Source organism: Methylonatrum kenyense (genome assembly GCF_023195885.1).
GTDB classification, from domain to species: domain Bacteria; phylum Pseudomonadota; class Gammaproteobacteria; order Nitrococcales; family Aquisalimonadaceae; genus Methylonatrum; species Methylonatrum kenyense.
Genome location: NZ_JALPKO010000017.1, coordinates 1 through 24,280 on the forward strand (window position 1 = coordinate 1; position 24,280 = coordinate 24,280).

20 protein-coding genes are annotated in these 24,280 nt (G+C 63.3%); 8 read left to right on the forward strand and 12 right to left on the reverse strand.

The window, feature by feature from the left end; genetic code table 11:
* The coding region (locus M0534_RS13185; RefSeq protein ID WP_248568905.1) for a TolC family protein at nucleotides 1–1,110 on the reverse strand (1,110 nt) is incomplete at its 3' end.
* 645 nt (nucleotides 1,111–1,755) lie between these two features.
* Between M0534_RS13185 and M0534_RS13190 the strand changes: the two genes are divergently transcribed.
* The 4 genes from M0534_RS13190 to M0534_RS13205 all read left to right on the forward strand — a co-directional run bounded on the left by M0534_RS13190 (nucleotide 1,756) and on the right by M0534_RS13205 (nucleotide 4,092).
* On the forward strand, nucleotides 1,756–2,094 hold the full coding sequence (locus tag M0534_RS13190; protein ID WP_248568906.1) for a hypothetical protein: 339 nt from the start codon (nucleotides 1,756–1,758) through the stop codon (nucleotides 2,092–2,094).
* Nucleotides 2,091–2,762 (forward strand): TIGR02466 family protein, encoded by a 672-nt coding sequence (locus M0534_RS13195; protein WP_248568907.1) that lies wholly within the window; start codon nucleotides 2,091–2,093, stop codon nucleotides 2,760–2,762. The genes M0534_RS13190 and M0534_RS13195 overlap by 4 nt, the downstream gene beginning before the upstream one ends.
* A gap of 117 nt (nucleotides 2,763–2,879) precedes the next feature.
* On the forward strand, nucleotides 2,880–3,452 hold the full coding sequence (locus M0534_RS13200) for a hypothetical protein (RefSeq protein WP_248568908.1): 573 nt from the start codon (nucleotides 2,880–2,882) through the stop codon (nucleotides 3,450–3,452).
* Nucleotides 3,430–4,092: a 2OG-Fe(II) oxygenase gene (locus tag M0534_RS13205; RefSeq protein WP_248568909.1), complete on the forward strand. Its 663-nt coding sequence runs from the start codon at nucleotides 3,430–3,432 to the stop codon at nucleotides 4,090–4,092. The genes M0534_RS13200 and M0534_RS13205 overlap by 23 nt, the downstream gene beginning before the upstream one ends.
* A 149-nt stretch (nucleotides 4,093–4,241) precedes the next feature.
* On the opposite strand, the gene M0534_RS13210 is transcribed toward M0534_RS13205, so the two are convergent.
* From M0534_RS13210 to grxD, 11 genes are all read right to left on the reverse strand, one after another.
* Nucleotides 4,242–7,103, reverse strand: coding sequence for a tetratricopeptide repeat protein (locus M0534_RS13210; RefSeq protein WP_428348954.1), 2,862 nt, complete (start codon nucleotides 7,101–7,103; stop codon nucleotides 4,242–4,244).
* 104 nt (nucleotides 7,104–7,207) lie between these two features.
* Nucleotides 7,208–9,121, reverse strand: coding sequence for an amidohydrolase family protein (locus tag M0534_RS13220; RefSeq protein ID WP_248568910.1), 1,914 nt, complete (start codon nucleotides 9,119–9,121; stop codon nucleotides 7,208–7,210).
* 523 nt (nucleotides 9,122–9,644) lie between these two features.
* A complete protein-coding gene (locus M0534_RS13225) occupies nucleotides 9,645–10,223 on the reverse strand; it encodes a helix-turn-helix transcriptional regulator (protein WP_248568911.1) in 579 nt (192 codons plus the stop codon).
* A 767-nt stretch (nucleotides 10,224–10,990) separates the two neighbouring features.
* On the reverse strand, nucleotides 10,991–11,461 hold the full coding sequence (gene ssb, locus M0534_RS13230; RefSeq protein ID WP_248568912.1) for a single-stranded DNA-binding protein: 471 nt from the start codon (nucleotides 11,459–11,461) through the stop codon (nucleotides 10,991–10,993).
* An 87-nt stretch (nucleotides 11,462–11,548) separates the two neighbouring features.
* On the reverse strand, nucleotides 11,549–12,760 hold the full coding sequence (locus tag M0534_RS13235; protein ID WP_248568913.1) for an MFS transporter: 1,212 nt from the start codon (nucleotides 12,758–12,760) through the stop codon (nucleotides 11,549–11,551).
* 154 nt (nucleotides 12,761–12,914) lie between these two features.
* Nucleotides 12,915–15,197: a heavy metal translocating P-type ATPase gene (locus tag M0534_RS13240; RefSeq protein ID WP_248568914.1), complete on the reverse strand. Its 2,283-nt coding sequence runs from the start codon at nucleotides 15,195–15,197 to the stop codon at nucleotides 12,915–12,917.
* The gene (locus M0534_RS13245) at nucleotides 15,187–15,840 is read right to left on the reverse strand and encodes a DUF2231 domain-containing protein (protein ID WP_248568915.1); all 654 of its coding nucleotides are present in this window, start codon (nucleotides 15,838–15,840) and stop codon (nucleotides 15,187–15,189) included. The genes M0534_RS13240 and M0534_RS13245 overlap by 11 nt, the downstream gene beginning before the upstream one ends.
* Before the next feature lie 12 nt (nucleotides 15,841–15,852).
* Nucleotides 15,853–17,256, reverse strand: coding sequence for a multicopper oxidase family protein (locus M0534_RS13250; RefSeq protein WP_248568916.1), 1,404 nt, complete (start codon nucleotides 17,254–17,256; stop codon nucleotides 15,853–15,855).
* Nucleotides 17,256–18,752, reverse strand: a complete 1,497-nt coding sequence (locus M0534_RS13255) for a TolC family protein (protein ID WP_248568922.1) — start codon at nucleotides 18,750–18,752, stop codon at nucleotides 17,256–17,258. Before M0534_RS13255 ends, M0534_RS13250 begins: the two co-directional genes overlap by 1 nt.
* A 109-nt stretch (nucleotides 18,753–18,861) precedes the next feature.
* The gene (locus M0534_RS13260) at nucleotides 18,862–19,209 is read right to left on the reverse strand and encodes a hypothetical protein (RefSeq protein ID WP_248568917.1); all 348 of its coding nucleotides are present in this window, start codon (nucleotides 19,207–19,209) and stop codon (nucleotides 18,862–18,864) included.
* A 300-nt stretch (nucleotides 19,210–19,509) separates the two neighbouring features.
* Nucleotides 19,510–19,842: a Grx4 family monothiol glutaredoxin gene (gene grxD, locus M0534_RS13265; protein WP_248568918.1), complete on the reverse strand. Its 333-nt coding sequence runs from the start codon at nucleotides 19,840–19,842 to the stop codon at nucleotides 19,510–19,512.
* Nucleotides 19,843–20,079: 237 nt separating this feature from the next.
* On the opposite strand from grxD, the gene M0534_RS13270 reads away from it, so the two are divergent.
* The 4 genes from M0534_RS13270 (at nucleotide 20,080) to M0534_RS13285 (ending at nucleotide 24,023) form a co-directional block, all read left to right on the forward strand.
* Entirely contained in the window at nucleotides 20,080–20,661 is a 582-nt protein-coding gene (locus tag M0534_RS13270) for a superoxide dismutase (RefSeq protein ID WP_248568919.1), read from the forward strand.
* Nucleotides 20,662–20,803: 142 nt separating this feature from the next.
* Entirely contained in the window at nucleotides 20,804–21,961 is a 1,158-nt protein-coding gene (locus tag M0534_RS13275; protein WP_248568923.1) for an acetylornithine transaminase, read from the forward strand.
* An 18-nt stretch (nucleotides 21,962–21,979) separates the two neighbouring features.
* Nucleotides 21,980–22,891 carry an ornithine carbamoyltransferase gene (gene argF / locus M0534_RS13280; RefSeq protein ID WP_248568920.1) on the forward strand — a complete coding sequence of 304 codons (912 nt, stop codon included), beginning with the start codon at nucleotides 21,980–21,982 and terminating at the stop codon, nucleotides 22,889–22,891.
* Nucleotides 22,892–22,895: 4 nt separating this feature from the next.
* A complete protein-coding gene (locus tag M0534_RS13285) occupies nucleotides 22,896–24,023 on the forward strand; it encodes an ABC transporter ATP-binding protein (RefSeq protein WP_428348960.1) in 1,128 nt (375 codons plus the stop codon).
* Nucleotides 24,024–24,280 lie beyond the last annotated feature (257 nt).

Here is a 24,280-nt window from a genome sequence, read left to right on the forward strand (position 1 = left end):
ACGGTAGGCCTGTTCCGCCGCTTCCACGTTATCGGCGGATCCGGCCAGGAGGCGCTCCGTGAAGCGCTGCTCCCGCTCGCGAAGCCGCTGCCAACGCGCCTGCTGGCTGCCCAGGGCCTGATTCAGGGTACGCCGCTGCAGCTCGCGATCATGCTCGGCCGCATGCGCCTCGCGGCGGCTGGCGGCCACATCCCGATCCTGGCGATTGCGTGTGAACAGAGGCAGATCAAGCATCAACATCGCGGAGAGGCGATCCGGGTCGCGCACATCCCGGGTAGCCATTCCGTAGGTGACCTCCACCGACCACTCCGGCCGGTAAGCCTGACGAGCCAGGTCCACCCCGCGACGTTGGTCGGCAACCACCAGGTCCTCGGCCTGCAACAGGGGATGGTGATCAATGCCACTGTCATCCGGCATCCCCAACTCCGGCAGTTCGTCAGGGAAAGGACGTCGGGCGGCCTGGGAGCCGATCCAACGGGCTAATGTCGCCTCGGCCTCCGCCTTTTCCGCCCGGGCTGCGGTCAGCCGATCCTCCAGTCGGTCCAGCTCGAGCTCGGCGCGGATCACGTCCTGACGGGAGACCCGGCCGGCAGCCAGTGCCCGCTCGGTAATCTCGAGCAGCTTCTCGAAATGGCCGCGGTTGATCGCCAGCAACGTCACGGTTCGGCGTTGACTGTAGAGCCGCAGATAGGCCTGCCGGACCGCGTTGAGCGCCGCCCGTTCGGCCTCATCACCACGGGCGTTTTCCTGCCTCGCCTGCAGGCCCTCGCGCTCGCGGCGGAGACTGCGGGTCTGGCCCCGGGGAAAGGTCTGGCGCAAGCCAAGCCTGAGCTGCGTCATGTCGTCCCCGTCCAGCCGCGGGCGGTTCGCAGGAAAGTCCATCAACTCGGTAATCAGCATCGGGTCGGGAAGGGCGCCAGCGGCGACGGCGGACTCTTCACGGGCGGCAGCCCGCTCGCGGTAGCCGGCAACGGCGGGTTCTTCCTGAAGGGCGAGATTCTCTGCCTCTTCCAGGGTCAGAGGGGGCTGTGCCAGCGCCAGTACGGGCGCGGCCACCAGCAGAAGGCCAATTTGCAGGACCAATGGCCTGGGTCTGTTTAGCCGGAGCATTCGGATATTCCTCGACCTGGGGCCGTAACGGGCCCGCGTTCGTCGGGTGGCGTTGCGGATCTCCCGCCACCGTTACGTACGGTCAGCAGCACAACCTGGCGGCACCGGAAATGAGCGCAGCACACGGCTGCACGGTGCTCAGAAGGGAAGCTGCCGCCCTACAATCAGGCGAGGAGTAGTCTGGGAGGTCGGGGGTCGAGCGCGGGAACGCGGGATGGCGGCTGCCCGGCAGGCATGACTGTCAAGGCTGGCAGGAGCCGAACGGGATTGGAAACGTCAGTGGCCAGGGCTGCTACGCAAGTCACGCAGGCGGCACAACTACCGGACTTGCCGCCAGCAGGCAGCTGCCCACACAGATCGCCCGCATCGCCAGACGTGATTTCCAAGGCACCAGCACTATCATGCGTGCCATGGGCATCGCTCCACGCATGGTCCTGGGGGAGCAGGATCAATGCCACGGCGAGTAGCGAAACAATGAAATATGCAAAGCAGGAGCGCGCCATGATCGAAGTATGGCACAAGCCACGCGGCGCGCGATTGATTGAGGTCAAGAGCCGGGCTCTGCCACTCGCGGTTCTGCGGCCGACCTCGGAGCAGGAATCGCGCGTACTGCGCTAGGTACTGGCGGCGGAGGCCCGCGAGGACGTGACCGATGGCCGGTGGCAGAGCGACCCGCTTTCCGTTAGCACGTTGCGCTACTACGGCATAAAGTCCGTGGACCCGGTGATGTCCAATTCGATCCCTATTCGTTCCTGCGCCCAGCGACTACCCTTTCCATTAGCCGGGAAGGTCGGAACCATGCCGCAGGGTGCAAGAACGCTGAGCAATATTCTCAAGGAAATCACCCAGACCGGCGTCGACAGGGAGACCATCGAAGTCAGGGCAATCCTGGCGCCTGTCGGGCGGCGCTCCGTTGCCCTGCCCCCCCGTGTGTTTCTATTTCCTGCTAACCGGCATCGTGCTTTGAAATGCGCAAAAACATGATCAGGAAGGATGCGGGCACATTAGGTGACATGGCCAGAAACGCTCAATTCGAGGATCTGTTCGCCACGCCCGTTTTCTCCCATGTACTCCGGAATGTAGAGACGCTGAACACCGAACTCAGGGAACTGATCCTTGAGCGGGAACGCACCACACCGTCCATGGCAAAGAGCAACCAGGGGGGCTGGCAATCCGCGCCGGATTTCTTCCGCTGGAGCGAACCGCCGGTGGCCGCAATCGAATCCTTTATCGGTCACGCGATCAGCATCGCCACATTACGCGTGACGGCGCAGCCCGAGCTGCAATTCGGGGTCGAGCTATACGGGTGGGCTGCGGTGAACCGCAAGGGCCACTACAACACCACCCACGTCCATCCGATGGCCACCTGGTCGGGTGTGTACTACGTGGATCCAGGGAACGCATCCGAAGACACCCCCAGCGCCGTCCTTGAATTTGCTCATCCCGTTACGGCTTCGGTGATGACTTTCTTCCCCAATGTGCTGCCTTCCGCGCGTGTCGTGAAGCCGCGGGCAGGGATGCTCATCCTTTTCCCCTCCTATCTGCAGCACAGCGTACGCATGTACCACGGCGAATCACCGCGAATATGCGTTCCGTTCAATGCGCACATGGCAATGGTCGGCAAAGGACACGGTCCCACCCCCGCAAGTTGACAGCATTCTGAGTGCTGCCTATCTATTCAGAAGACGTTGGTGTCCTTTGCTGAAACGCAATCCGGGCTGGCGGGCGAAAAAAGGGGACACACGTCATGGCCGTCATTCGGGGGAGAAATGACGAAGCTTGAATACGACAGCGGCTCGCTGCGCGTCGAGAACAAGAGAGGTCTGTGCTGGCAGGTCGACAAGGCGCCGAAGCCGGATTTCTCATTCGCCTTCGACGCGGTGAGCGTCAACGACGAGCACGCTCTGCGCCGCGTCGGGACCAGCGTCCACGCCCTTGCCGACACGGAACTCGAGGAAGTAAAGAGCTTTGTCGAGCGGTTGCAGCCGCCCGCTAAAACCACATTGCAGAAGCAGGTCGTCATGGACCTTCGCGCCTTTGCCCACGGACTGATCAATTCGGTGGTGACGCCGCTCGAATACGACGGCTTGCTAGACGTGATGATCACCGGAAGGCAGGATTCCACCGACCTCTACGCAGAGGAAGCGCGACGGGTGCTGACATATGTAGATGCGGTCTGGAATGCGTACCACGGGCTTGCCGCACAGATTCTCAATACACCCGAGGCACAGCTGCGCAGCGCGCGCGAATATGCTGAACAGATGCCGTTCCCACCTGAGTTGGAACACTTTTCCAATGTCGTGCCGGAGAACCTCTTCCATGGTCCGCGAAATCCGGATTGAGACACCAACACCAGCGGAGGCCGACTTCTCCCACATCGTCAACCGGGTACTGGTATTCGACGATTTCTACTCCGCCACGCAACTACTGCTGCTCCAGCGCTGGGCGCTAGAGTCGCCGCACTGGATGCTGAACAACGCGGTGTACGACACCAAAGGCCGCATGCAGCACCGGATCTGGGGCGCGTCCTATATTCATACCTGGAAGCAGGGTGGATGGCCGGCGCTGCCGCCGACCTTGTTTGCCGCCATGGCGACCCTCTTCCGCAGGCTCGGCGTGGTATTCCCCGACGTGGAGTACATCGGCCTCAACGGACAACTCCGTGGTCAAGATGCATCAATGCATACGGATTGCGCGCGCGATGCGCCGGATCAACTCTCAATTCTCGTCTATATCGGTGAGGATACCGACGGTGATCTCCACCTATTCGACAAGGACGAGCAGAAAAAGCAGGTGGAGCAAATCGCCTTTCGCCCAAACCGCGTCGTTGCCTTCGACGGATCAATCCCGCACCGTGCATTGGCCCCCACCGATCACAACTTCCGCGTCTCCGCCATCGTCCGCGGCGGCTACCGGAGCTGGGTGCCGGGCCCTGCACCGCTTTGGCACCCGGAGCCGGCGGCGGTGAGCAATGAAGGATGACAGGAAAATTGCATGTTAGCGAAGGCCGATCAAATCGGGATGAACCTGCCGGAAACCCTGGCCGACGTGTTTGAGCCCGAATGACCATGTCAGCAACGGAAAAACCTTACTGACGCGTACCCGAGTGCGGCGGATGGCTATTCAAGGGGTCAGTCGTCGGATGCCGAAGTCGTGCGTCCAACGAGTACCGCAAGCAGAAACTGTTCCTGCGTCTCATCGAGGCCCAGATCCTGATTGATCAGTGTGTCAAACACGCCGCCGAACGGCCGGGCGCCAAGCCCCAACGCCGTTGCGGCGAGGATCAGGTTCTGAGAAATGTGGCCGGCCTCCGCCACCATCATCCTGTATCCACCCTCGCCGTACTTCCGCTCATGGCGGGGGAAGTATCCGGCGAGGCAGATCATCACTGCTCCGGCCGCTACCATGTCCCGCTCCATGGGCAGCGCCGCGGAGGCGAAACGGTCAGGGTCAATTTCCGACCCCACCATTTCCAACATGCTGTGATCGGGCCGGTAATGGTAGACGGCCGGCTTCAGTCCCTGGACACGAAAGACGACCGGATAGATTTCCACCGCATAGAGTGCCCCGCTCGAGGGGTAAGAACGAAGCGCGGCACTGCGTCCGGCATGCGACAGCGTGCCCGTAACGCCACAGGCGGTGTGGAGGATGGCATCGATCTCAGTGCGGTCCAACGTCCCGGACTGGTAATCCCGGCGTGAGCGTCGCGAACGTGTGAGGGCGTGGAAATGGACCAGTCGCTCGGGAACCGATTCGGAAACCGTTATTGGCGATCCCCCAGGATAGCATCGGTACCCTCCGTCCGTGGCCAGCTCCAGCACCTCCGCGCCTTGAAGGCCACCCGCAGGCAGGACACCTTTCCTGGTGGTGAAATGAATGAATCGGCCCAACGCCCTGCCGGAAACGTCGATGACGCCGATGGTCGCCAGGGTTGCGAGCAAGCGAGCGCCAGACGCTCGTTCCCCTTGATCAATTTGCGCGAGTATGTCCGCGACCGGACGCGCACCGTCCATAGCCCGAAGCAGGCGCCAGAGGAGACCCGAACTTCCGTGGACCGCCACTTCCCGGCGGATCCGCCGCATTATCGTGCAATCGGGGCATCGTTCCACGACCGGCTCCAGCAGGGGCAGTCGGAAGCAAATCGCACCCCACTCGTTCACGGTGGTCTGCGTACAGGGCAGGAGCAAGGGCCGCGCGGTTTCGGGTAACACGGCCAGTTCACCGCTCCACCGAGTGATCCGCAGTTCACGGCGACCGTCGATCAACAGGCTCGGTTCAAAAACGTATTCCGTCGTCTGGTCTTCCTGCACTGTTATTTCGAATTCCTGCGACGCACCCATGCTGCCGGCGACAACGCCCCGATCATGGTGCACGTGATGACTGCGGTCCGGACGGGCGCCGCTGCCCCTGGTCGCTACCTGGCCTGGTTGCCCGATTTTGTCACCGCATCCCTGCGCCTGCAGGATCCGCCTGGTTTGATCAATGATTTCCGCCTCAATGGCGGGGTCGCCGATTTCCCGAGAGAGTTGCAGCGCCTCACGATTCTGCGCCAGGGCCTCGTCGAGATCATCCTGGGCAAGCGCCAGAGCGGCAAGTCGCGCGATTTCTTCGCTCTGCCCCCGCAGGTCTCCCAGCTCCTCGGCAGCTTTCAGGGCTGCTTCATGGTTCATTCGCGCGTCCGCGTATTGACCGATAGCCTGCTGCGCATCACCCAGTTTCGACTGCAGCGTAGCGCGAAGCCCCGTTGCGGCGTCACTCGGCTCGACGCCCTTGGCGATTGCAAGCGCTTCCTGCAATAGTCCGGCCGCCAGTTCCGGGCGGCCTCCCATCTGGAAGCACTGCCCCAAGCGCCCCAGGAGTAAGGCCTTGCCGCAGTTCCGCGAGTGACCAAGGCGTATGAGGGCGGCGACGATCTCCGGCGCATGTCGCTGCAGCTGGCGATAGGCACGGCCTAGCGATTTCAGTGACGACCGCTTTTGTAAGTCCGTGGTCAGTTCAGCCTCCTTGTCGCAGATTTTCGCGAGGACGCCGTAGTTTCTCCACAGTTCGCTTGCCGTCGGGTCGAAGTCATGGATATTGGAGATCGCCTGTTCGACAAGCCGTCGCGCCTCCTGAAGTCGACCCGGCTGATCCTTGAGCAAATCGGCAAGGTTGCCCAGTTGTCTCCCGAGTAAAGTCGGATTTGCCCGCGTCTGCTCAGCCTTGATGGCCTTCCGCAGCCACTCTTCCGCGGTTGCAGGTTTGCCCACCTCGCGGTTTAGCGTCGCCAGTTGCGCCCAGGTCTGAACTGCCCCTGCCAGATCCCCCTGGCCCTCCCGCATGCTCGCGGCCCGCCGATAGTGATCGTCTGCTTCGACCAACTGTCCCTGTTCCCGGGCAGCGTTTCCAAGCTGGTGCCAGATCAGGGCCTCCATCGCAGGCTCGTTGAGTTGCTGAATAGTCTCAAGCGCAGTGTGATACCTCTCCTGCGCCTCCCTCGGCCTGCCTTCCGCCAGCGCAAGCGAACCAAGTTGGCAAAAGTTGATGCCCTGGCCGCGAAGGTTCCGTTGGTCTTCGGCAATTCGGATCGCAGTGTCGTAGGCAGTTCTTGCTTCCGTGAAACGACCGGTTGCGCGGCACGCGTCACCCAGGTCGGAAAGCACCAAGCCATAGAGGGCTCTTACCGTGTCATTCTGCTTGAGTTGCTCGATGCTCCTCAGGGCATGCTTGATTCGAGCCACCGCCTGATCGAGGTTCCCCTCAAGATACGCGCAGCGACCCAGGCGATTGAGGATTACGGCTCGGGTATAGCTGGGCCCCTGCGCCAGCGACCGAAGCATGGCGCTGAAGTGGTCGTCGGCCTGTTCAAGGCGACCTTCCGCCAGCAAACGCTGGCCATGTTCGATTTCAGCGGAATACGGTAAATGAAATGTGTCCTCACAAGGATCACGGATCGCGGAATACGGCGCGCGCGGGTGAGCGCGCGGCTTCTTTCCTCGTCGCATTTTGCCCATGTGCTCCACTCCCACTCCGGGCAGAAAACGGGGAGTTGTTCTCGCATGAAAACCGGGGTGCCGTTACTTGGAACGACACCCCGGTCTTGCCTGTGCTGCGCGGATCAGCCGCCGGTTCCCGGAGAAGCGCTATAGACTCCGACGTTGTCGGGACCGATGCAGCAAGATGGCAGGTAGGCCGGCCTGTAGGGATTACCCTCGCTGTTTAGGCCCTCGTTGATGGCATTGGGGTTGGAACCAGTGGCCGGACCGTTGATCTTGGCCAGAACCCGCTCCCGAGCCAATTCGATCTCGTCTAGCAACTTATCGATATCCACTCCGACCAGTTGGCCTCGCCACTTTTTCACCTTACCGGCCACGAACACTGTATCGACGTGGCTGGTATCCATCATCGTTACCACTGTGCCCGGCACATTGTTCATAGGCCAGGTACTCGGACTGCGCGCGTTCAGCAGAACGATGTCGGCTTCCTTCCCGGGCGTAAGCGTACCGACCTTATCACCAAGGCCAGCCGTTACCGCGCCTGCGTAGGTGGCCATCTCGATGACCTGATGGCTGGTTAGCAGGAATGGAAGGGACGAGGGATCTTCCACACCGCCGGTCATCGGCGAGGGGTCGCCCTGCAGGTTCAGTGGCAAGGCCCGTTGATGAATCAGCGCCCGCTGGAGCGCAAACGCGTTGCGCATGAGAGAAAAGGGATCCGGCGTGTTATTGGTATCGACGTCGGCACTCAGGCTGGGCAGGATACCCCGGTCAAGGCATGCCTGAAACGGCGGCATGCCGTGCCCCATCTGCATTTCGGTAATGTTTGCAATCGATATGTGCACACCGAATTCTGCGCAGATATCGTATGCCTCCGGTGTGAATCGGGCGCAGTGAATCTGCTCGATATGCCGTCCCTCGTTGGCAAATTGCTCGAGCAGGTCCTGGTTCTCGATCAGATTCTGGCCAATGCTGTTGTTGTGGTTGACCACAACCGCGTCAAATGCGCGAGCAAGCTCCCAGCCCTCTCTGGGGCCACCGGTATGGCCCAGGGTTACCAGTTGATCGTCCGAATTGAACCATTCCCTGCGCAGGCGCCCGAGGCCATGAGTCTCGTTGCCGATCGCCCCGGGGAACTCATAGCCCGGAGTATCCGAACGTCCACCCGCATAGGCAAACAGCGTGCGCCGACCAGAGTCCATCAGACCCTGAATCATGGCGTCGGTATGTTCCGGAGTATGGGAGTTCTGCGAAGTGTCGACACCCGTGGTGACGCCCTGGTTGATCTGGCTGACGGAGGCGAGGAGTTCACTGATATAGTTATCCTCTGGGTCGTAAGGAGAGCGCCCGATATCCCAGATAGGATTGTCCGCGGAACCCATTCGGCCCGTCGTCCATATCGCCTGGACCACCGAGCCGTAGCTTTCCTGCGGCCACAGTTCTCCGGTGAAGCTGGCCTGCGCGGCCCACTGGAGGTTGCCGTCCGCGATTATGCTTCGCTGTATCGTCTCGTACTGGTGGTGGTGCGTGTCGATGAACCCGGGCAGTACAACCATACCCTTGGCGTCCACGACGAATGCCGCAGACGCCGAGATGTTGGGTCTGACCTCGACGATCTTTGAGCCCTCGATCAGGACATCGGCAACCTCGAAATCACCGATTGTCGGATCCATGGACATTACGGTTCCACCCTTGATCAGGATCAGATCCGCCCTGCCTGGAGGTATCCCGGGAGGCCCTCCTCTGGGCGGACCACCGGGAGGGCCGCCGCCCCCGGGGCCGCGGCCCTGACCAGGCGCCGCCATGGCCAAGCCTGTCAGTCCCTGGCTTACGAGCGCGCCTGCGACGAGTCCGGCCGATCCGGTCTTGATGAACTGACGCCGGGAGATCCCTTGTGGCGGATCGGCATCGTCCCCTTTATTTCGCGTATCCGGTGAAAGGTCCGCCTCCAGCCGCTCTTCGGTTGATGGGATATCACGGTTGTCGGGGTGGTTCGAATCCCCGGAATGATCCGGAGGCGTTTTTTCTCTGGACATGGTATCTACTCCCCACTGGGTTAACGCGCCAACAAGTAAGCGTCCCTGTGATTGGTACCGTAGCGTTGCAGTGGAAACGGAGTCTTTCGGAAAGTTTTGTCGCTTGTCAGATTTTTCCAGCCGCTGCTGGCAACAGGGAGTGGAGATACGTTTCGACAGGTTTTCACGACCGGTGAAAGAGAAAGCCATGGGCTAAGGAAACACTGATTTATTCGCGCGTCTGCGCCCGAGACCGGTTTTGGTCATCTGGCAAGGCGCGGTGCCGGTTCGGTAGCGGTAGCTACCGGGCCGGTGGCGCAACGCCGCCAGGGGCCAAAACCGGCCGCGGTCTTCGACTTGGGCCGCATTTTTCCCGATTGCTGCGTTGCGCTGCTTGACCGCAGAATGACTGCGGCGCTGCGCAGCGCACCTTGCCTCGGAGAAAAATGCGGACTCCAATGCAGGCGTGCGAATAAATCAGTGTTTCTCTAACGGGAAGATGTGGCGAGAGTAATTGCTAGCAGGGAGTGTAACTCCCGGGACGTCAGATATTTCGCTGATAATTCTTCGGTGTTTTTCCCGTAACCCGGCGAAACAAATCGGTGAAATGACTCTGGTTTGAAAAGCCGAGGTTGAGAGCGACATCGACGATCCTCAACCGGTTTTCGTCAAGTAAGCGTTTCGCTTTTTCGATGCGTCGTCGAATGACATATTGATGCGGGGTAAGCCCTACAGCTTCGTGAAAAGCGTGGCAGAAATGCTGGGGACTGAGATCCACTAGCCCGGCGAGTACGCCCAGGGTCAGGTTGCTGCCGAGATTGTCGTCAATGTAATCAAGGATCTGTTGCGTGTCTCTATGCGGAAGCCCAGAGTGTGGAGGCTCGCCAACGCTGCCTCCATTCCGGCAGTATCGACACGCGAGGAACGATACGAGGGCGATGGACAGCGATTGACTATATAGACGACCAGTTGGACAACCCGCGCTTATCTCGTCCGCCATGATACGCAGGAGAGTTTCCAATTTTCTGTCGATCAGTGGCGCCTGATGCTCGAGCTCGGCCGTGTCGAGTGGCCTTTCGTTTCGGAAATTCTCCCTAACCCAGTGTTCCTCGAGTTCCACCACCAAAAGTTCGGCGGAACCAGCCCAGGATATGGGCGCCGCTTCGTACCCGCGAGGCCAGATACTGATGCTGCCCTGCCTAATCGTGATTCTATGATTGACGCCTTCCGAGCAGTACTTCAGACAGACTGTTCCCCGAAGCGTCAATGCGACGTGAGCGATGGATCGTCGCAGCCGCTGCATCGGCTGAGTCTTAGTTAATCGCGTCCGTTGGGTGGGTGGTCCTCCCCATGGGAGGCCAACGCTCGAATTAATGGTTTTCCCCTGCTCCGAGGGCGAGCCATATGAGCCCGTGGACAATGATGTGGACAAAACCATCTCCCCCAAGAAGCGGTTGACCGCCTTCCTTTACTCCCGCCGCATAAACGACAGCCAGCGGGCCTCGCGCCCTTTCCATCAAATCGGATTCAGAACCCCTGCCTTTGAACAAGGCAAACAGGCAGTCTCCCGTCCAGCCAAGGGATGGCTCGACGATTTTTTCGGTTGCCTGAATTTCCCCTTGGCAGTATAGAACGCTTCCAGAGGGCTGCGTGCGTGAGGCCGGACTCAAGTTGCGAACCCTCCGGCGCTGTCTTTCTGAAAGAGACGTTTTTAATCGGGCAAGGCTTGGGTGAGCGGATGCCCGGAAGCGGGGCAGGATGAGTTGTTATCTTTTGCCGTAAAAAGATAAGACATCGCAGTCCTCCACTGCGATGCGTTCGGACATTAAGCTGCGTTTGAGCTAGTCACAAGGACGGCCCTCTGACCCTTACACATTCTTTTTGGTCGCCTTAGAACGGAATATCGTCGTCGAAGTCGTCCATCGGTGGTTCGGCCTGGCTCTGGGCGGCCGGCTCGCGGCGCGGCGCCGAACCTTCCTGTGCCCGGCCACCGCCGCTGTCACCCATGCCACCACCACCGCCGCGGCCATCGAGCATCTGCATTTCGTTGGCGACGACTTCCGTGGTGTAGCGGTCCTGGCCGTCCTGGCCCTGCCACTTGCGGGTCTGCAGCCGTCCTTCCACGTAGACCTTCGAGCCCTTGCGCAGGTATTCGCCGGCGATCTCGGCCAACTTGCCGAAGAACACGATGCGATGCCATTCCGTGCGTTCCTGCATCTCACCGGTCTGGCGATCCCGCCAGCTCTCGCTGGTGGCAATCCGGATGTTGGTCACCGCGGCACCGCTGGGCGAATAGCGTACCTCGGGGTCCACCCCCAGATTGCCGATCAGCAGTACCTTGTTAACTCCGCCCCGCGCCATGCGAACCTCCACAGTCCATCGTTAAACTTTACGTTGCAGCATACCACCCGATTCGGCGAGATGATTAGGGAATAAGTCAGCGTTTCCCTAACCGCCCGCCTGCCCTTCGGCAACCTGGTCCGAGGCAGCGTGATCCGGAATCCGGCCAAGCCGACTGGCTCCGATCAACCAGACCAGCACGCAGACGCCGCACAGCAGGAAGACGCCCTCCGGACCGGCCAGGCCCAGCATCAGCCCACCAAGAACGCCACCGACGAAGGCACCGGCAAACTGGCAGCTGGCGTAGACCCCGAGTGCGGTCCCCTTGAACCGCGCCGGCGCGTAGCGCGACACCAGTGACGGCAGCGTTGCCTCGAGCAGGTTGAAGGCAACGAAGTACAGCCAGAACGGCAGCAGAAACAACCAGCCCGCGTCACTGGTGGCGAAAAAACCGACGAAAGCCAGTAACAGTCCGGCAACGGCGCAACGGAACACCAGTCGTTGCATGCCATAGCGCTCGCCGACAAGGATCGCCGGGACCAGGCCGGCAATGGACAGCAATACCACAGCGATATAGACCATCCAGTGCTGTTCCACGGCCAGCCCGAGGCTGTCGCGGAGCACCAGCGGCACGGCCAGGAAAACGGCCGTCAGTGCCAGATGCAGGGTAAAGATGCCGGCGTTCAGGCGCAGCAAATCGCGGTTATCCAGCACCTCCCTGACCTGGCCGAGCACCGGCAGGGTCTCGCGCTGGCGCGACCGGTGGTCCGCATCCGGCACCACCAGATACAGCATGCCGATGGCCGCCAGCGCCAGCACGGCAGTCACCCAGAACACCGCCGACAGGCCGAAGTGGCCGGCAATCAGCGGCGCCGCCACCAGCGCCAGCAGGAAGGCGCCGCCGACACTCATGCCGATCACCGCCATGACCCGCGTGCGCCGTTCCGGACGGCTCAGATCGGCCGCCAACGCCAGCACCGCCGCGGCAATCGCACCGCCGCCCTGCAGCGCCCGGCCGATGATGACCCCGACGATGTGGTCGGCCAGCGCCGCGATGACACTGCCGAGCACGAACACCAGCAGGCCGGCCAGGATGACCGGCTTGCGACCGAACCGATCCGAGGCAAGGCCCATCGGTATTTGCAGCACCGCCTGGGTCAGGCCATAGACACCGATGGCCAGGCCGATCAGCAGAGGCGTGGCACCGGCCAGCTCTGCGCCATAGATGCTGAAGATCGGCAGCACCAGGAACAGGCCGAACATGCGCAGACCAAAAATCGACGCCAGACCGGCCGTGGCGCGACGTTCCAGTGCATTCATCGACGCCGGCCCCGGCGGCTCGTGGGAACAGGGTGGAACACGGTCAGAATCCTCGGCAATGCCAGAAAGGGCGGCTATCTTACCAGCTCGGGTTTGATCTGCCGGCACCACGGGGCCTCGACCGTACTCCTCCCGGTAAACAGTCCGGATGGCGTCAGTCCTGCAAGCGCACCCGCCGCAACAGGATCGAGTTGCCGATCACCGACAACGAGCTGGCAGTCATCGCGATCACGCCGATCATCGGGTGCAGCAGGCCGAATGCGGCAATCGGGATCGCCGCGATGTTGTAGCCGCTGGCCCAGACCAGATTCTCGACAATCTTGCGGAATGTGGCCCGGGACAGGCAGATGGCCTCGACCACGCCGCTCAGTTCGCCGCGGACTAGGGTGATGTCGGCGGCCTCGACCGCGACATCGGCTCCTGCACCGATGGCAATGCCCACATTGGCCTGCTTCAGCGCCGGCGCATCATTGATGCCGTCGCCGACCATCGCCACGTGATCGCCGAAACGAGCCTGCAGCGCGCGGATTGCGTCCACCTTGCCTTCCGGCAGGACCCCGGCCTGCACCTCGTCGATGCCCACGTCCTCGGCAACAGCGCGGGCCGCGCGTTCGTTGTCCCCGGTGACCATGACCACGCGGAGGCCCAGCGCATGCATGCCGCGAATGGCCTCGGCGGACTCGTCCTTGACCGTATCGGCCACGGCAATCACGCCCTGGGCCTCGCCATCGGCGGCCACCAGCACCGCGGTGCGCCCCCTGGCCTCTAAACCATCCAGTGCCTGTTCCAGGGTATCCAGGCCCTTGACCCCGGCTTCCCGCAGCAGCGCCGCGTTGCCGATCATGACCGGCCGGCCATCGACCCTCGCCTCGACGCCATGGGCCGCCAGCGAGCGAAAGCCCTCCACCGCCACAGGCTCGACCCCGCGCTCCCGGGCGCCGTCGACGATGGCCCGCGCGATCGGGTGTTCGGAGGCGTTCTCGACCGAGGCAGCCAGATGCAGCAGCGTCTCCTCGCTGACCCCGTCGGCGGCCTCCACCTCGGTCAGTTCCGGTTCACCGCGGGTGATGGTGCCGGTCTTGTCCAGCACCATCACCTTCAGGTCCTTGGCAGTCTGGATCGCCTCGCCCGAGCGAATCAGGATGCCGCGCGAGGCGCCGACACCGGAGCCCACCATCAGCGCGGTCGGTGTCGCCAGGCCCAGGGCACAGGGGCAGGCGATGACCAACACCGCGACTGCGGCAAGGATCGCCAGGACCGGAGTTGCCGCCTCCGGATTGACCCAGGGCAGGAAGCCCGCGCCCCAGTCCAGGATCGGCCTGAGGCCATCGCCGAACAGCAGCCAGACGATCAGGCTGGCCGCGGCAATGACCAGCACCAGCGGTACGAAACGCCCGGTCATGCGATCGGCGAATTCCTGGATCGGCACCCGCGAGCCCTGGGCCTGTTCCACCAGACGGATCACCTGCGCCAGGAAGGTCTCGCTGCCGACCTTGGTGGCACGCACCCGCAGCCGGCCCTCCTGGTTCATCGTCGCGCCGATGACGTTGTCGCCGCTCGCTTTGTAGACCGGCACCGACTCGCCGGTGGCAATGGACTCGTCCAGATGGCTCTCGCCCTCGATCACCTCGCCATCGGTGGGGATCTTCTCGCCCGGTCGTACCACCATCACGTCACCCGGCTGCAACTCGTTGATGGCGACTTCCTGCTCGACGCCGTCGCGCTCCACCCGGGCGGTCTTTGCCCCCAGGGTCAGCAGGCGGCGGATTGCCTGCGAGGCCTGCCCCTTGGCGCGGGTCTCCAGGTACCGGCCCAGCAGATGGAAGGTCATGATGGTTGCGGCCATCTCGATGAACGAGGTCATCGGGTAGATGAACCCCACCAGGCCAATCAGGTAGGGCGGCAGACTGCCCATGGAAATGAGCACGTCCATATTGGCCTCGCGGTTGCGCATTGCGCGCCAGGAGGCCCGGTGCGTGGCAGCACCACCAGCCAGAAAAACCACCGGGAAGGCCAGCACGGCGACAATCAGCAGATAGCCGGGGATCGGCTGCCAGAACATGTGCGGCATCATCAGCAGCATGATCAGCGTGGTCGGCACGCCGGCGATCCACAGCCGGCGGCGGGCCGCGTCCAGATAGGCCTGCTCCAGCGCCGTATCGTCCAGCGCCTCGTCGTCAGCGCCCAGGGTCTCCACCGCTGCGACGTCGTAGCCGGCCCCCTCCACCGCGGTCTGCAGCGCGCCCTGATCCGGTCCCTCGTCGGCCAGCGTGACCGTGACGTGGTGATTGCCGATATTGGTATCGATGGACGCAATACCGGACTGCCGCTCCAGCGTCCGGCGAATGATCCCGGCGCAATGGTCCGAGCCCATGCCGGGCACCACCAGAACCACCTGCCGGCCAGGGTCGGCCGCCTGCTGTGCCTCAGTGCTCATGGCTACGCTCCTCGTCGTCGGCGTGATCGGTGTCAGCCTCATCGGCGTGCTCGTGGTCCGGGTCGTCGGCGTCGTGCTCGTGCTCGTGCTCGTGCTCGTGCTCGTGCTCGTGCTCGTGCTCGTGCTCGTGCTCGTCAGCATGATCGCCGTGACCATCATCTTCATGCGCGTCATCACCATGATGATGATGGTCATCCGGGTCCGGCAATGACAGCACGCCGACGCCGTGCCGATAGACCAGCTCACCGCCGTAGAAGCCGGTAGTTGCCAGCGGGGCCGTGGCCAGTGCCAGGATCAGCACGAAGGCCGTGCTCTCCCGGCGACCGAGGACGACCTGGCGTAGCGACCAGACGGTGAGCACGGCGAACACTGTCGCCGTGATCAGCGCGATGTTCCGGTGCGTGGTCATGACCTCGTGCGAAGCCGCGTCATGCGGCACGGTGTTGTAGGCATACCAGCCGGTGAGCAGCGTGCCCACCGTCATCAGCATGCCCAGCCAGAGATTCAATCGGCCGGCCATGCGGAACGCATTGCGATGGGCGCTGCGCGGCAGGGTCAGCAGGTAGAACAGCGCGCTTGCACCAAACAGGCCGATCGTGAAATGCACCAGGATCGGGTGCCAGTTGGGGATGATTTCCGGCATGACGGGACCTCCTCAGTGCTCGTCGTGGTTCTGGCGACCGCCGTGACCGTGATGACCGCGGGCATTGCGGTCCGGTTTCGGCAGGCGTTCGGATGAAGAGCTGGCGCGGCGGCCCCGACGGTGCGGGCTGCCGAAGTCCGGATCACGACTGACCACCCGGGCCACGGTGCCCTCCGGATGGCGGTACCAGCCCGGATCACTGAAATCCCCCGGCTCCAGGTCATCGCGGACCTTGACCAGCGTGAACATGCCGCCCATGCCGATCTCGCCGAAGGGGCCCTCGCCCATCATCATCGGCAGGGTATTGCGTGGACCCCGCATGTGACCGCCATCGGTGTGCGACTGATGGTCGGCCATGCCGTGTTGACCCATGCCCATGTAGCCGGGCAGCAGCCGCTGGATCTCCTCCTCGAGGCCGCTCTGGTCCACGCCCAGCGGGTTCGCCAGCTCGTGGCCCATCGGGTTCATCGTGTGGTGGCTCATGTGGCAGTGAAAGGCCCAGTCGCCGGACGGCGCGATGAACTCGATGTCCCGCGCCTGGCCGACCGCGACGATCTCGGTGGTCTCCGGCCGCCACAGTTCCCGCGGCCAGCGCCCGCCATCACTGCCGGTTACCTGGAAGGTGACGCCGTGAACGTGCATCGGGTGGTTCCACATGGACAGGTTCGCCATGCGGATCCGCACCCGTTCACCGCTGCGCGCAACCAGCGAATCGATGGCCGGGAACACCTTCGAATTCATGCTCCAGAGTTCGAAATCCACCATCACCGCCGGATCCGGCCGTTCGGTCCCTGGGTGCAGCGCCCAGTTGTGCAGCAGGATCGCGTAGTCCCGGTCCACCGCCTCGATCTCGCCCTCCTTCGGGTGAATGATGAACAGGCCCATCATGCCCATGGCCAGTTGCACCATCTCGTCGGCGTGGGGGTGGTACATCTGGGTACCGTGCTGCTCCAGCGTGAACTCGTAGGCGAAAGTCTCGCCCGGTTTGATCGGTGCCTGGGTGACACCCTTGACGCCATCCATGCCGGACGGCAGGTGGATGCCGTGCCAGTGCACCGAGGTTTCCTCCGGCAGGCGGTTGGTGACGTAGATCCGCACCCGGTCCCCCTCCACCGCCTCGATGGTCGGGCCCGGCGTGGTGCCGTTGTAGCCCCAGCACTTCGCGATCGAGCCCGGCGCGAACTCGTGCTCGATCTCCTCGGCCACCAGATGGAATTCCTTGACCCCGTCCTTCATTTCGTACGGCAGGGTCCAGCCGTTCGGCGTATGCACCGGCATGTAACCCTGCTCGGTCCGTTCACCGGGCGTGGGCTCACCGGCGTTGTGGTGGGCGTGCCCGGACTCGGCCAGGACCCGGCTCAGCGTTGTTGCCGGCAGCAGGGCACCGGCGGCCATCAGCAGATTGCGGCGTTTCATCAGTGGTGCCCTCCATGCCCGTCGTGGTCGTGGTCGTGGTCGTGGTCGTGGTCGTGGTCGTGGTCGTGGTCGTGGTCGTGGTCGTCAGGATGATGCTCGTGCTCATCATCCTCGCCATGGCCGTGATCACGGTGCATGTCCGCATGGGCGCCGGGCGGATACTCCAGCCCGCTGGTATCGAACACGGCGTCTTCGTCGATGGCGGGGAGATCAGTGCCCACCGCATGGGCCAGGCGAGCGCGGGTCTGCCAGTAGGCGTCCAGTTCCTCGACGGCGCGCCGCCAGGCCGCGAGCTCGTCCTGCTTGCGCGCCAGCAGGTCGAACACATCGTCGAACATGAAATTCACCCGCTCCTGGGTGAAATCGATGACCTGCTCATGCGCCGGCAGCAGCTCGTCCCGGAACAAGGCGAAGCGGCTGGCATGCGTATTCAGTTCCAGCGTCAGCTGCCGAACCTCGCGAATAACGTCCTGGCGCATCTCCTCGCGACGGGCCTCGCCGTCGGCCAGCCGGGCATCTGCCCGCGCCTGAGCCGCCTGATTCTGGTGCAGCAGCGGCAAACCCACTGCAAGCGTGGCGCCATAGAGCCGCGTGCCGTCCTTGTCCCGTTCGAAGGCAATCCCGGGTTCGATATCGCCCAACCAGCGGAAACGCCGTGCCAGGGCCACGCCCTCGGTAACCCCCTCCAGCGCCATATCCAGCGCGCGAAGATCCAGGCGGTTGTCCAGGGCATCACTGATCAGCGCGTCCCGATCCGGCTCGGTGTCCGGCAGTGGCAGCTGTGACGGCAGGGACCAGTCGGCGGCATGTTCCGGCAGCCCCATCAGGGCGGCGAGGCGGGCCCTGGAGAGGTCAACCTCCCGCTTCGCGTCCTCCTGTGCCATCGTCGCCTCGGCGGCCCGCAGACGTAGCCTGGCCAGATCCAGGTCGTTCATGTTGCCGGCTTCGTGGAACCGTTGGCCCAGCCGGTAAGCCAGATCGGCGGCCCGATACTCCAGTTCATGCACCCAGGCGGCCTGCTCTGCCGCCACCACGGCGAACCAGGCACGTTCGGTATCGCTGGCCAGGGCCAGCAGTGACTCGGCCAATTGCAATCGGCGGGCCTGCCAGTGGGCATCGGCGATGTCCAGGCGGGAACGTCGCATCAACAATCCGGCGATGCCCCAGCTCAGGCCGAGGCTGGCCTTGTTGCCGCCTCCGCCCTCCGGGCGCAGCAGGCCCAGGCTGAGCCGCGGGTTGGAGACCTGCGAGGCCTCGACGACATCGGCGGCGTCCAGTTGCAGTGCGGCATAGGCCCGCTGCATGCCGGGGTTGCGCCAGAGGGCCTGGTGCACCGCCGCCTCGCGATCCAGTTTCCCTTCGGGCAAGGGCAGTTCGGATTCCGGCAACGAGACACCCGCCGGGTCGAGCGCCTCATCCAGGGGCTGGTCTTCCAGCGATGGCGGGGTCGCCGCACAGCCGGCAAGCAGAACGGTCGCCAGCAAAGCCGCGACCAGCATTCGACAGGACATCTGAAAACTCCTGATCCGGAGGGCCGGTCGCCTCGCACGGCGGCCGGCAGCAATCAGTTAGAACGCTCGCAACGAGCGCGCCAGCGATTGGGGATCAGGCGGAGATCGGTGGTCGGAAGGGATGAGTTACGCGAGCAGGCTGACGTTCGAGCGGTGGCTCGGAACCATCGTTGCCGAGGCTGCGATCGACGGTCATCCGGTCTGCCGGCGCAGCCTGGCAGTGGCTGCACTGACCGCAGGTGGAGGAACACTGGCTGGCGCAGTCGTCCCCACCGGGATCCATCACGCCATGCCCCCCGTGCTCGTGCTGGACATCGGCAGCCATGGCGGCCGATGCGGTCAGGTCCAGCATATCGGCGTGGGATGCGGACAACGGCATCAGCGCGGCGGCCGCCAGGAGGCAGGCCACGATCACGCCACAGATGCCGTTCTTCCAAGTCATTGCATGCATCCCGGAAACACTTTCATTTAAGGAAACACTGACGTATTCCCGCGTCTGCGCCCGAGACCCGTTTTGGTCATCTGGCAAGGCGCGGTGCCGGTTCGGTAGCTTGAGCTACCGGGCCGGTGGCGCAACGCCGCCAGGGGCCAAAACCGGCCGGGCCCTTCGGGTTGGGCCGCATTTTTCCCGATTGCTGCGTTGCGCTGCTTGACCGCAGAACGACTGCGGCGCTGCGCAGCGCGCCTTGCCCCGGAAAAAATGCGGACTCCAACGCAGGCGTGCGAATAAATCAGCGTTTCCTTAGGCGTTCTGTGCGTTTTCCATCGCACTCTTGCACAGGGTCTGCAGTTCGCCGCTCTCGTACATCTGCAGGATGATGTCGCAGCCGCCAACCAGTTCACCGCCGACATAGAGCTGCGGGATCGTCGGCCAGTTGCCGAATTCCTTTATCCCCTGGCGAATGCGCTCGTCCTCCAGCACATTGACATAGGCATACTCGACCTCGCAGCCGGCCAGCGCCTGCGAGGCACGCATCGAGAATCCGCACTGGGGGAACTGCGGCGTTCCCTTCATGAACAGGATCACCGGATGTGCCTCGACCTGCTGCTTGATTGCCTGCTGTACTTCATCCATTCGGAAATTCCTCTTGGCACCCCGTCGAATGGGGCACGCGTTGCTCCCAGATTCGGCAATTGTACCTGAAATAACCCGGTCACCGGGAACGCCCCCGCGTTGCAACCGTCCCTCCCACTGTTAGACTTTTCGATTCGATCAGCTTGCAGTTGGTCTCCTGCCGTCGACTACAGCATGGCGACTGGCGGGTGACCGGATCATCGACGCATCGAATTTCATCAACGCAAGGAGTGAATGATGAAGCACGAACTCCCGAAACTTCCCTACGCCATGGACGCGCTGGCGCCCAACGTCTCTGCAGAGACCCTGGAATACCATTACGGCAAGCACCACCAGACCTATGTCGACACGCTCAACAAGCTGATTGACGGCACCGAATTCGCCGACATGAGTCTTGAGGAAATCGTGCAGAAATCCTCGGGGCCGCTGTTCAACAATGCCGCCCAGCACTGGAACCACAACCTCTACTGGCGCTGCATGTCGCCGAACAGCGGCAAGCAGCCGGAAGGCAAGCTTGGTGAACTGATCCAGCGCGACTTCGGCGACTACAACAGCTTCGTCGACGAATTCACCAAGGCCTGCGTCGGCCGCTTCGGCTCCGGTTGGGGCTGGCTGGTCCAGACGCCGCAGGGCAAGCTCGAGATCACCTCGACGCCGAACGCCGAGAACCCGGTTACCAGCGACAACACCGCCCTGCTCGGGTGCGACGTCTGGGAACACGCGTACTACATCGACTATCGCAACGCGCGTCCTAAGTACGTCGAGGGTTTCCTGGAGATTGTCGACTGGGACTTCGTGGCCTCACGCCTGACCGCATAGCGGCTGAGCGACTTCTGCGGCCTTGGCAGGGTCTGGCGCCCTACCAACTGCCGCTTTATACTCGTGTTCTTCCGGCAGCGCCGTTTGTGGCGCTGCCGTTTTGCGTTTCTGGGAGACGGTAATCTTGCAGCAACAGGCCCTGATGCAGACCTATGGCCGCCTGCCGGTGCGCTTCGTGCGCGGCGAAGGTGCCTGGGTCGAGGATGACAGCGGTACACGCTACCTGGACGGCCTCTCAGGCATCGCGGTATGCGGGCTCGGTCATGCCCATCCGGCGGTCGCCGCGGCAGTGGCCGAACAGGCCCGGACCCTGGTGCACACCTCCAATCTGTATCACCTGCCACTGCAGGAAAAGCTCGCCGCCAGACTCTGTGAAGTCAGCGGCATGGACCGGGTTTTCTTCTGCAACTCGGGAGCCGAGGCCAACGAGGCGGCGATCAAGCTGGCGCGGCTTTATGGGCATAACCGGGGAATCGACGAGCCGCGCATCCTGGTGCTGGACAATGCCTTCCACGGCCGCACCATGGCGACCCTGACGGCTACCGGCAATCGCAAGGCACAACAGGGTTTCGAACCGCTCTTGCCCGGCTTTACCCGGGTGCCGTTCAATGATCTGCCGGCGATTGCCGCAGCGCTGGCCGAAGATCCGTCCATTGTCGCCGTGTTGCTGGAACCCGTTCAGGGCGAAGGCGGGGTTCGGGTGCCGGGCAAGGGCTACCTGGACGGCGTGCGCCTGCTTTGTGACCAGCACGCCTGCCTGATGATGTGCGACGAGGTGCAGACCGGCATCGGCCGTACGGGTCGTTGGTTCGCCTTTCAGCACAACAGCGCACGCCCTGACGTGCTGACCTCGGCCAAGGGACTGGGCAATGGCGTGCCAATCGGTGCCTGTCTCGCCCGTGGCGCGGCAGCCGACACCCTGCAGCCCGGCAGCCACGGTTCGACTTTCGGCGGCAACCCGCTGGCCTCGGCGGCTGCGCTGGCCGTGCTGGAGACCCTGCAGCGCGAGCGGCTGACCGAACGGGCCGAACAACTCGGCCGGCATCTGCTGGACGCATTTCGCCAGGAACTAGCGGACCTGCCCGGTGTGCGCGATATCCGTGGCAGGGGCCTGATGCTGGGTATCGAACTGGACCGGCCCTGTGGCGAACTCGTGGCCGAGGCGCTGGCGGACCAGCTATTGATCAATGTCACCGCCGGCCAGACCATCCGCCTGCTGCCACCGCTCATCCTGAGCGACGCGGAGGCCGAGCAACTCATTCGCCAGATGGTCCGGCTGGTACGCCGGTTCCTGGCCTGATCAACGAGGATTCACCGCATGCAAGCGCGGCATTTTCTTGCCCTGTCCGATCTGGACCGAGGCCAGCTGGAATTCCTGGTGCGCCGGGCGCGCGAGCTGAAGCAGCTGCAGTACGACGGCACGCTGCACCAGCCGTTGCGTGGCAAGGTGCTGGGCATGGTATTCGAGAAATCCTCCACCCGGACGCGGGTCTCGTTCGAAGCGGGCATGGCGCAGCTTGGCGGCAGCGCGATCTTCCTGTCGCCGCGCGACAGCCAGCTCGGCCGTGGCGAGCCGGTAGAAGACACCGCCCGTGTGCTGTCGCGGATGGTGGACGTGATCATGATCCGCACCTTCGGCCATGACATCCTGGAACGCTTCGCCGCCTACTCACGGGTGCCGGTGATCAACGGCCTATCCGACAGTCATCACCCCTGCCAGCTGCTGGCCGATATTCAGACCTACATCGAGCACCGGGGCTCGCTACAGGGACGGCGGGTGGCCTGGATCGGCGACGGCAACAACATGTGTCACTCCTACATGGAAGCCGCCGCACTGCTGGACTTCGAACTGGTGATTGCCTGCCCTGAGGACTTTGACCCGGATCACGGCCTGATGCAGCAGACCGGCGGCCATGCACGGATCGAACGCGACCCGATGCAGGCGGTCCATGGGGCAGACCTGATTATCACCGACGTCTGGGCGAGCATGGGCCAGGAAGACGAGCAGACGACCCGGGAGGCGGCATTCGCCCCCTATCGTGTGACTGGGGATATGATGGCGCGGGCGGCTGATGACGCCCTGTTCATGCACTGCCTGCCGGCGCATCGTGGCGAGGAAGTGGACGCCGAGGTCATCGACGGGCCGCAGAGCGTGGTCTGGGACGAGGCCGAGAACCGGCTGCACGCACAGAAGGCCCTGCTGGAATGGCTGCTGCTTAACGAGGATTGAGTTGGTGCAGGAAAGCGTCGCAACCGAGGTCCGATTCAGGCTGGACGGCGACGCCGCCAGGGACAGCGATGTGCTGCTGGAACTGCGGCGCGTCGATCTGGACGTGGCCGGCGAACCGGTGGCGCGCGGTCTTGGATTCCGCATCCGGAGAGGCAACATCGCAGTGCTGCTGGGTCCCAGCGGCTGCGGCAAGACCACCACGCTGCGGACCATCGCCGGTTTTCATCCGGTCTCGCAGGGCGAGGTGGAACTTGCCGGCCAGGTCGTCTCCACCCCGGACTCGATGGTCGCCCCTGAAAAGCGCCGCCTGGGCATGGTGTTCCAGGACAATGCCCTGTTCCCGCACCTGACCGTACGCGAAAACATCGCCTTCGGCCTGCATGGCCGGCCGCCCAACGAGCAGCGCCGGCGGGTGACGGACCTGCTCTGCATGATCAATCTGCCGGACATCGGCGACCGCTTTCCGCATGAACTCTCCGGCGGCCAGCAGCAACGCGTGGCGCTGGCCAGGGCAATGGCGCCGCGACCGAGCCTGATCCTGATGGATGAGCCGTTCTCGAGCCTGGACGTGGAACTGCGCGAACGGCTGGGTACCGAGGTGCATGACATCCTCAAGGCCGAGGGCATCACTGCGGTGATGGTGACGCATGATCAGCGGGAGGCCTTCGCGATGGCGGATCATGTAGGCGTGATGCGTGACGGCCAGATCGTGCAGTGGGACACGCCGTACAACCTGTATCACGAACCCGTCGACCGCTTCGTCGCCGAATTCGTCGGCCAGGGACGCTTCGTGCGCGCAACGCTGCTCGACCACGAGACCCTGGACACCGAGGTCGGGGTGATCAAGGGCAACCGATCCTACGGCTGGGCCAAGGGCACACCGGTGGACGTCCTGCTGCGGCCGGACGACGTGCAGCCGGATCCTGAGGCATCACTGCGCGCCACCGTGGTGAAAAAGGCCTTCACCGGCGCCGAGACGGTGTACACGCTGGCGCTGGCCAACGGCACGCGGATCCTGTCGCTGTTCCCCAGCCATCACAACCACGAGCCGGGCGAGGAAGTCGGCATCCGCATCGACGCCCAGCACCTGGTCGCCTTCCCTCACGACAGCAATACTGTCGAATCGGGCTGATTGCGTTACCCATAGCGCGGATCCAGGACAGCGTTCGAACCAGGAAAGGCTCCGGTAGTCAGTGGTGCGCCAGCCGTAGGGTGGGTCAAGCGAAGCGGACCCACGCGGTGTGATCTGTTGGCGGGACAAATAAAGGTTTAACGTTTTCGGACAAGGAAGGTGTTCGGAAGAACCAGGGCCGGTGTGGACGTTGGCGTTGATGGTAACCGGGAGTCTGTTGCCAGGATCATGGCGGATCACACCGCGCGCATTCGCTT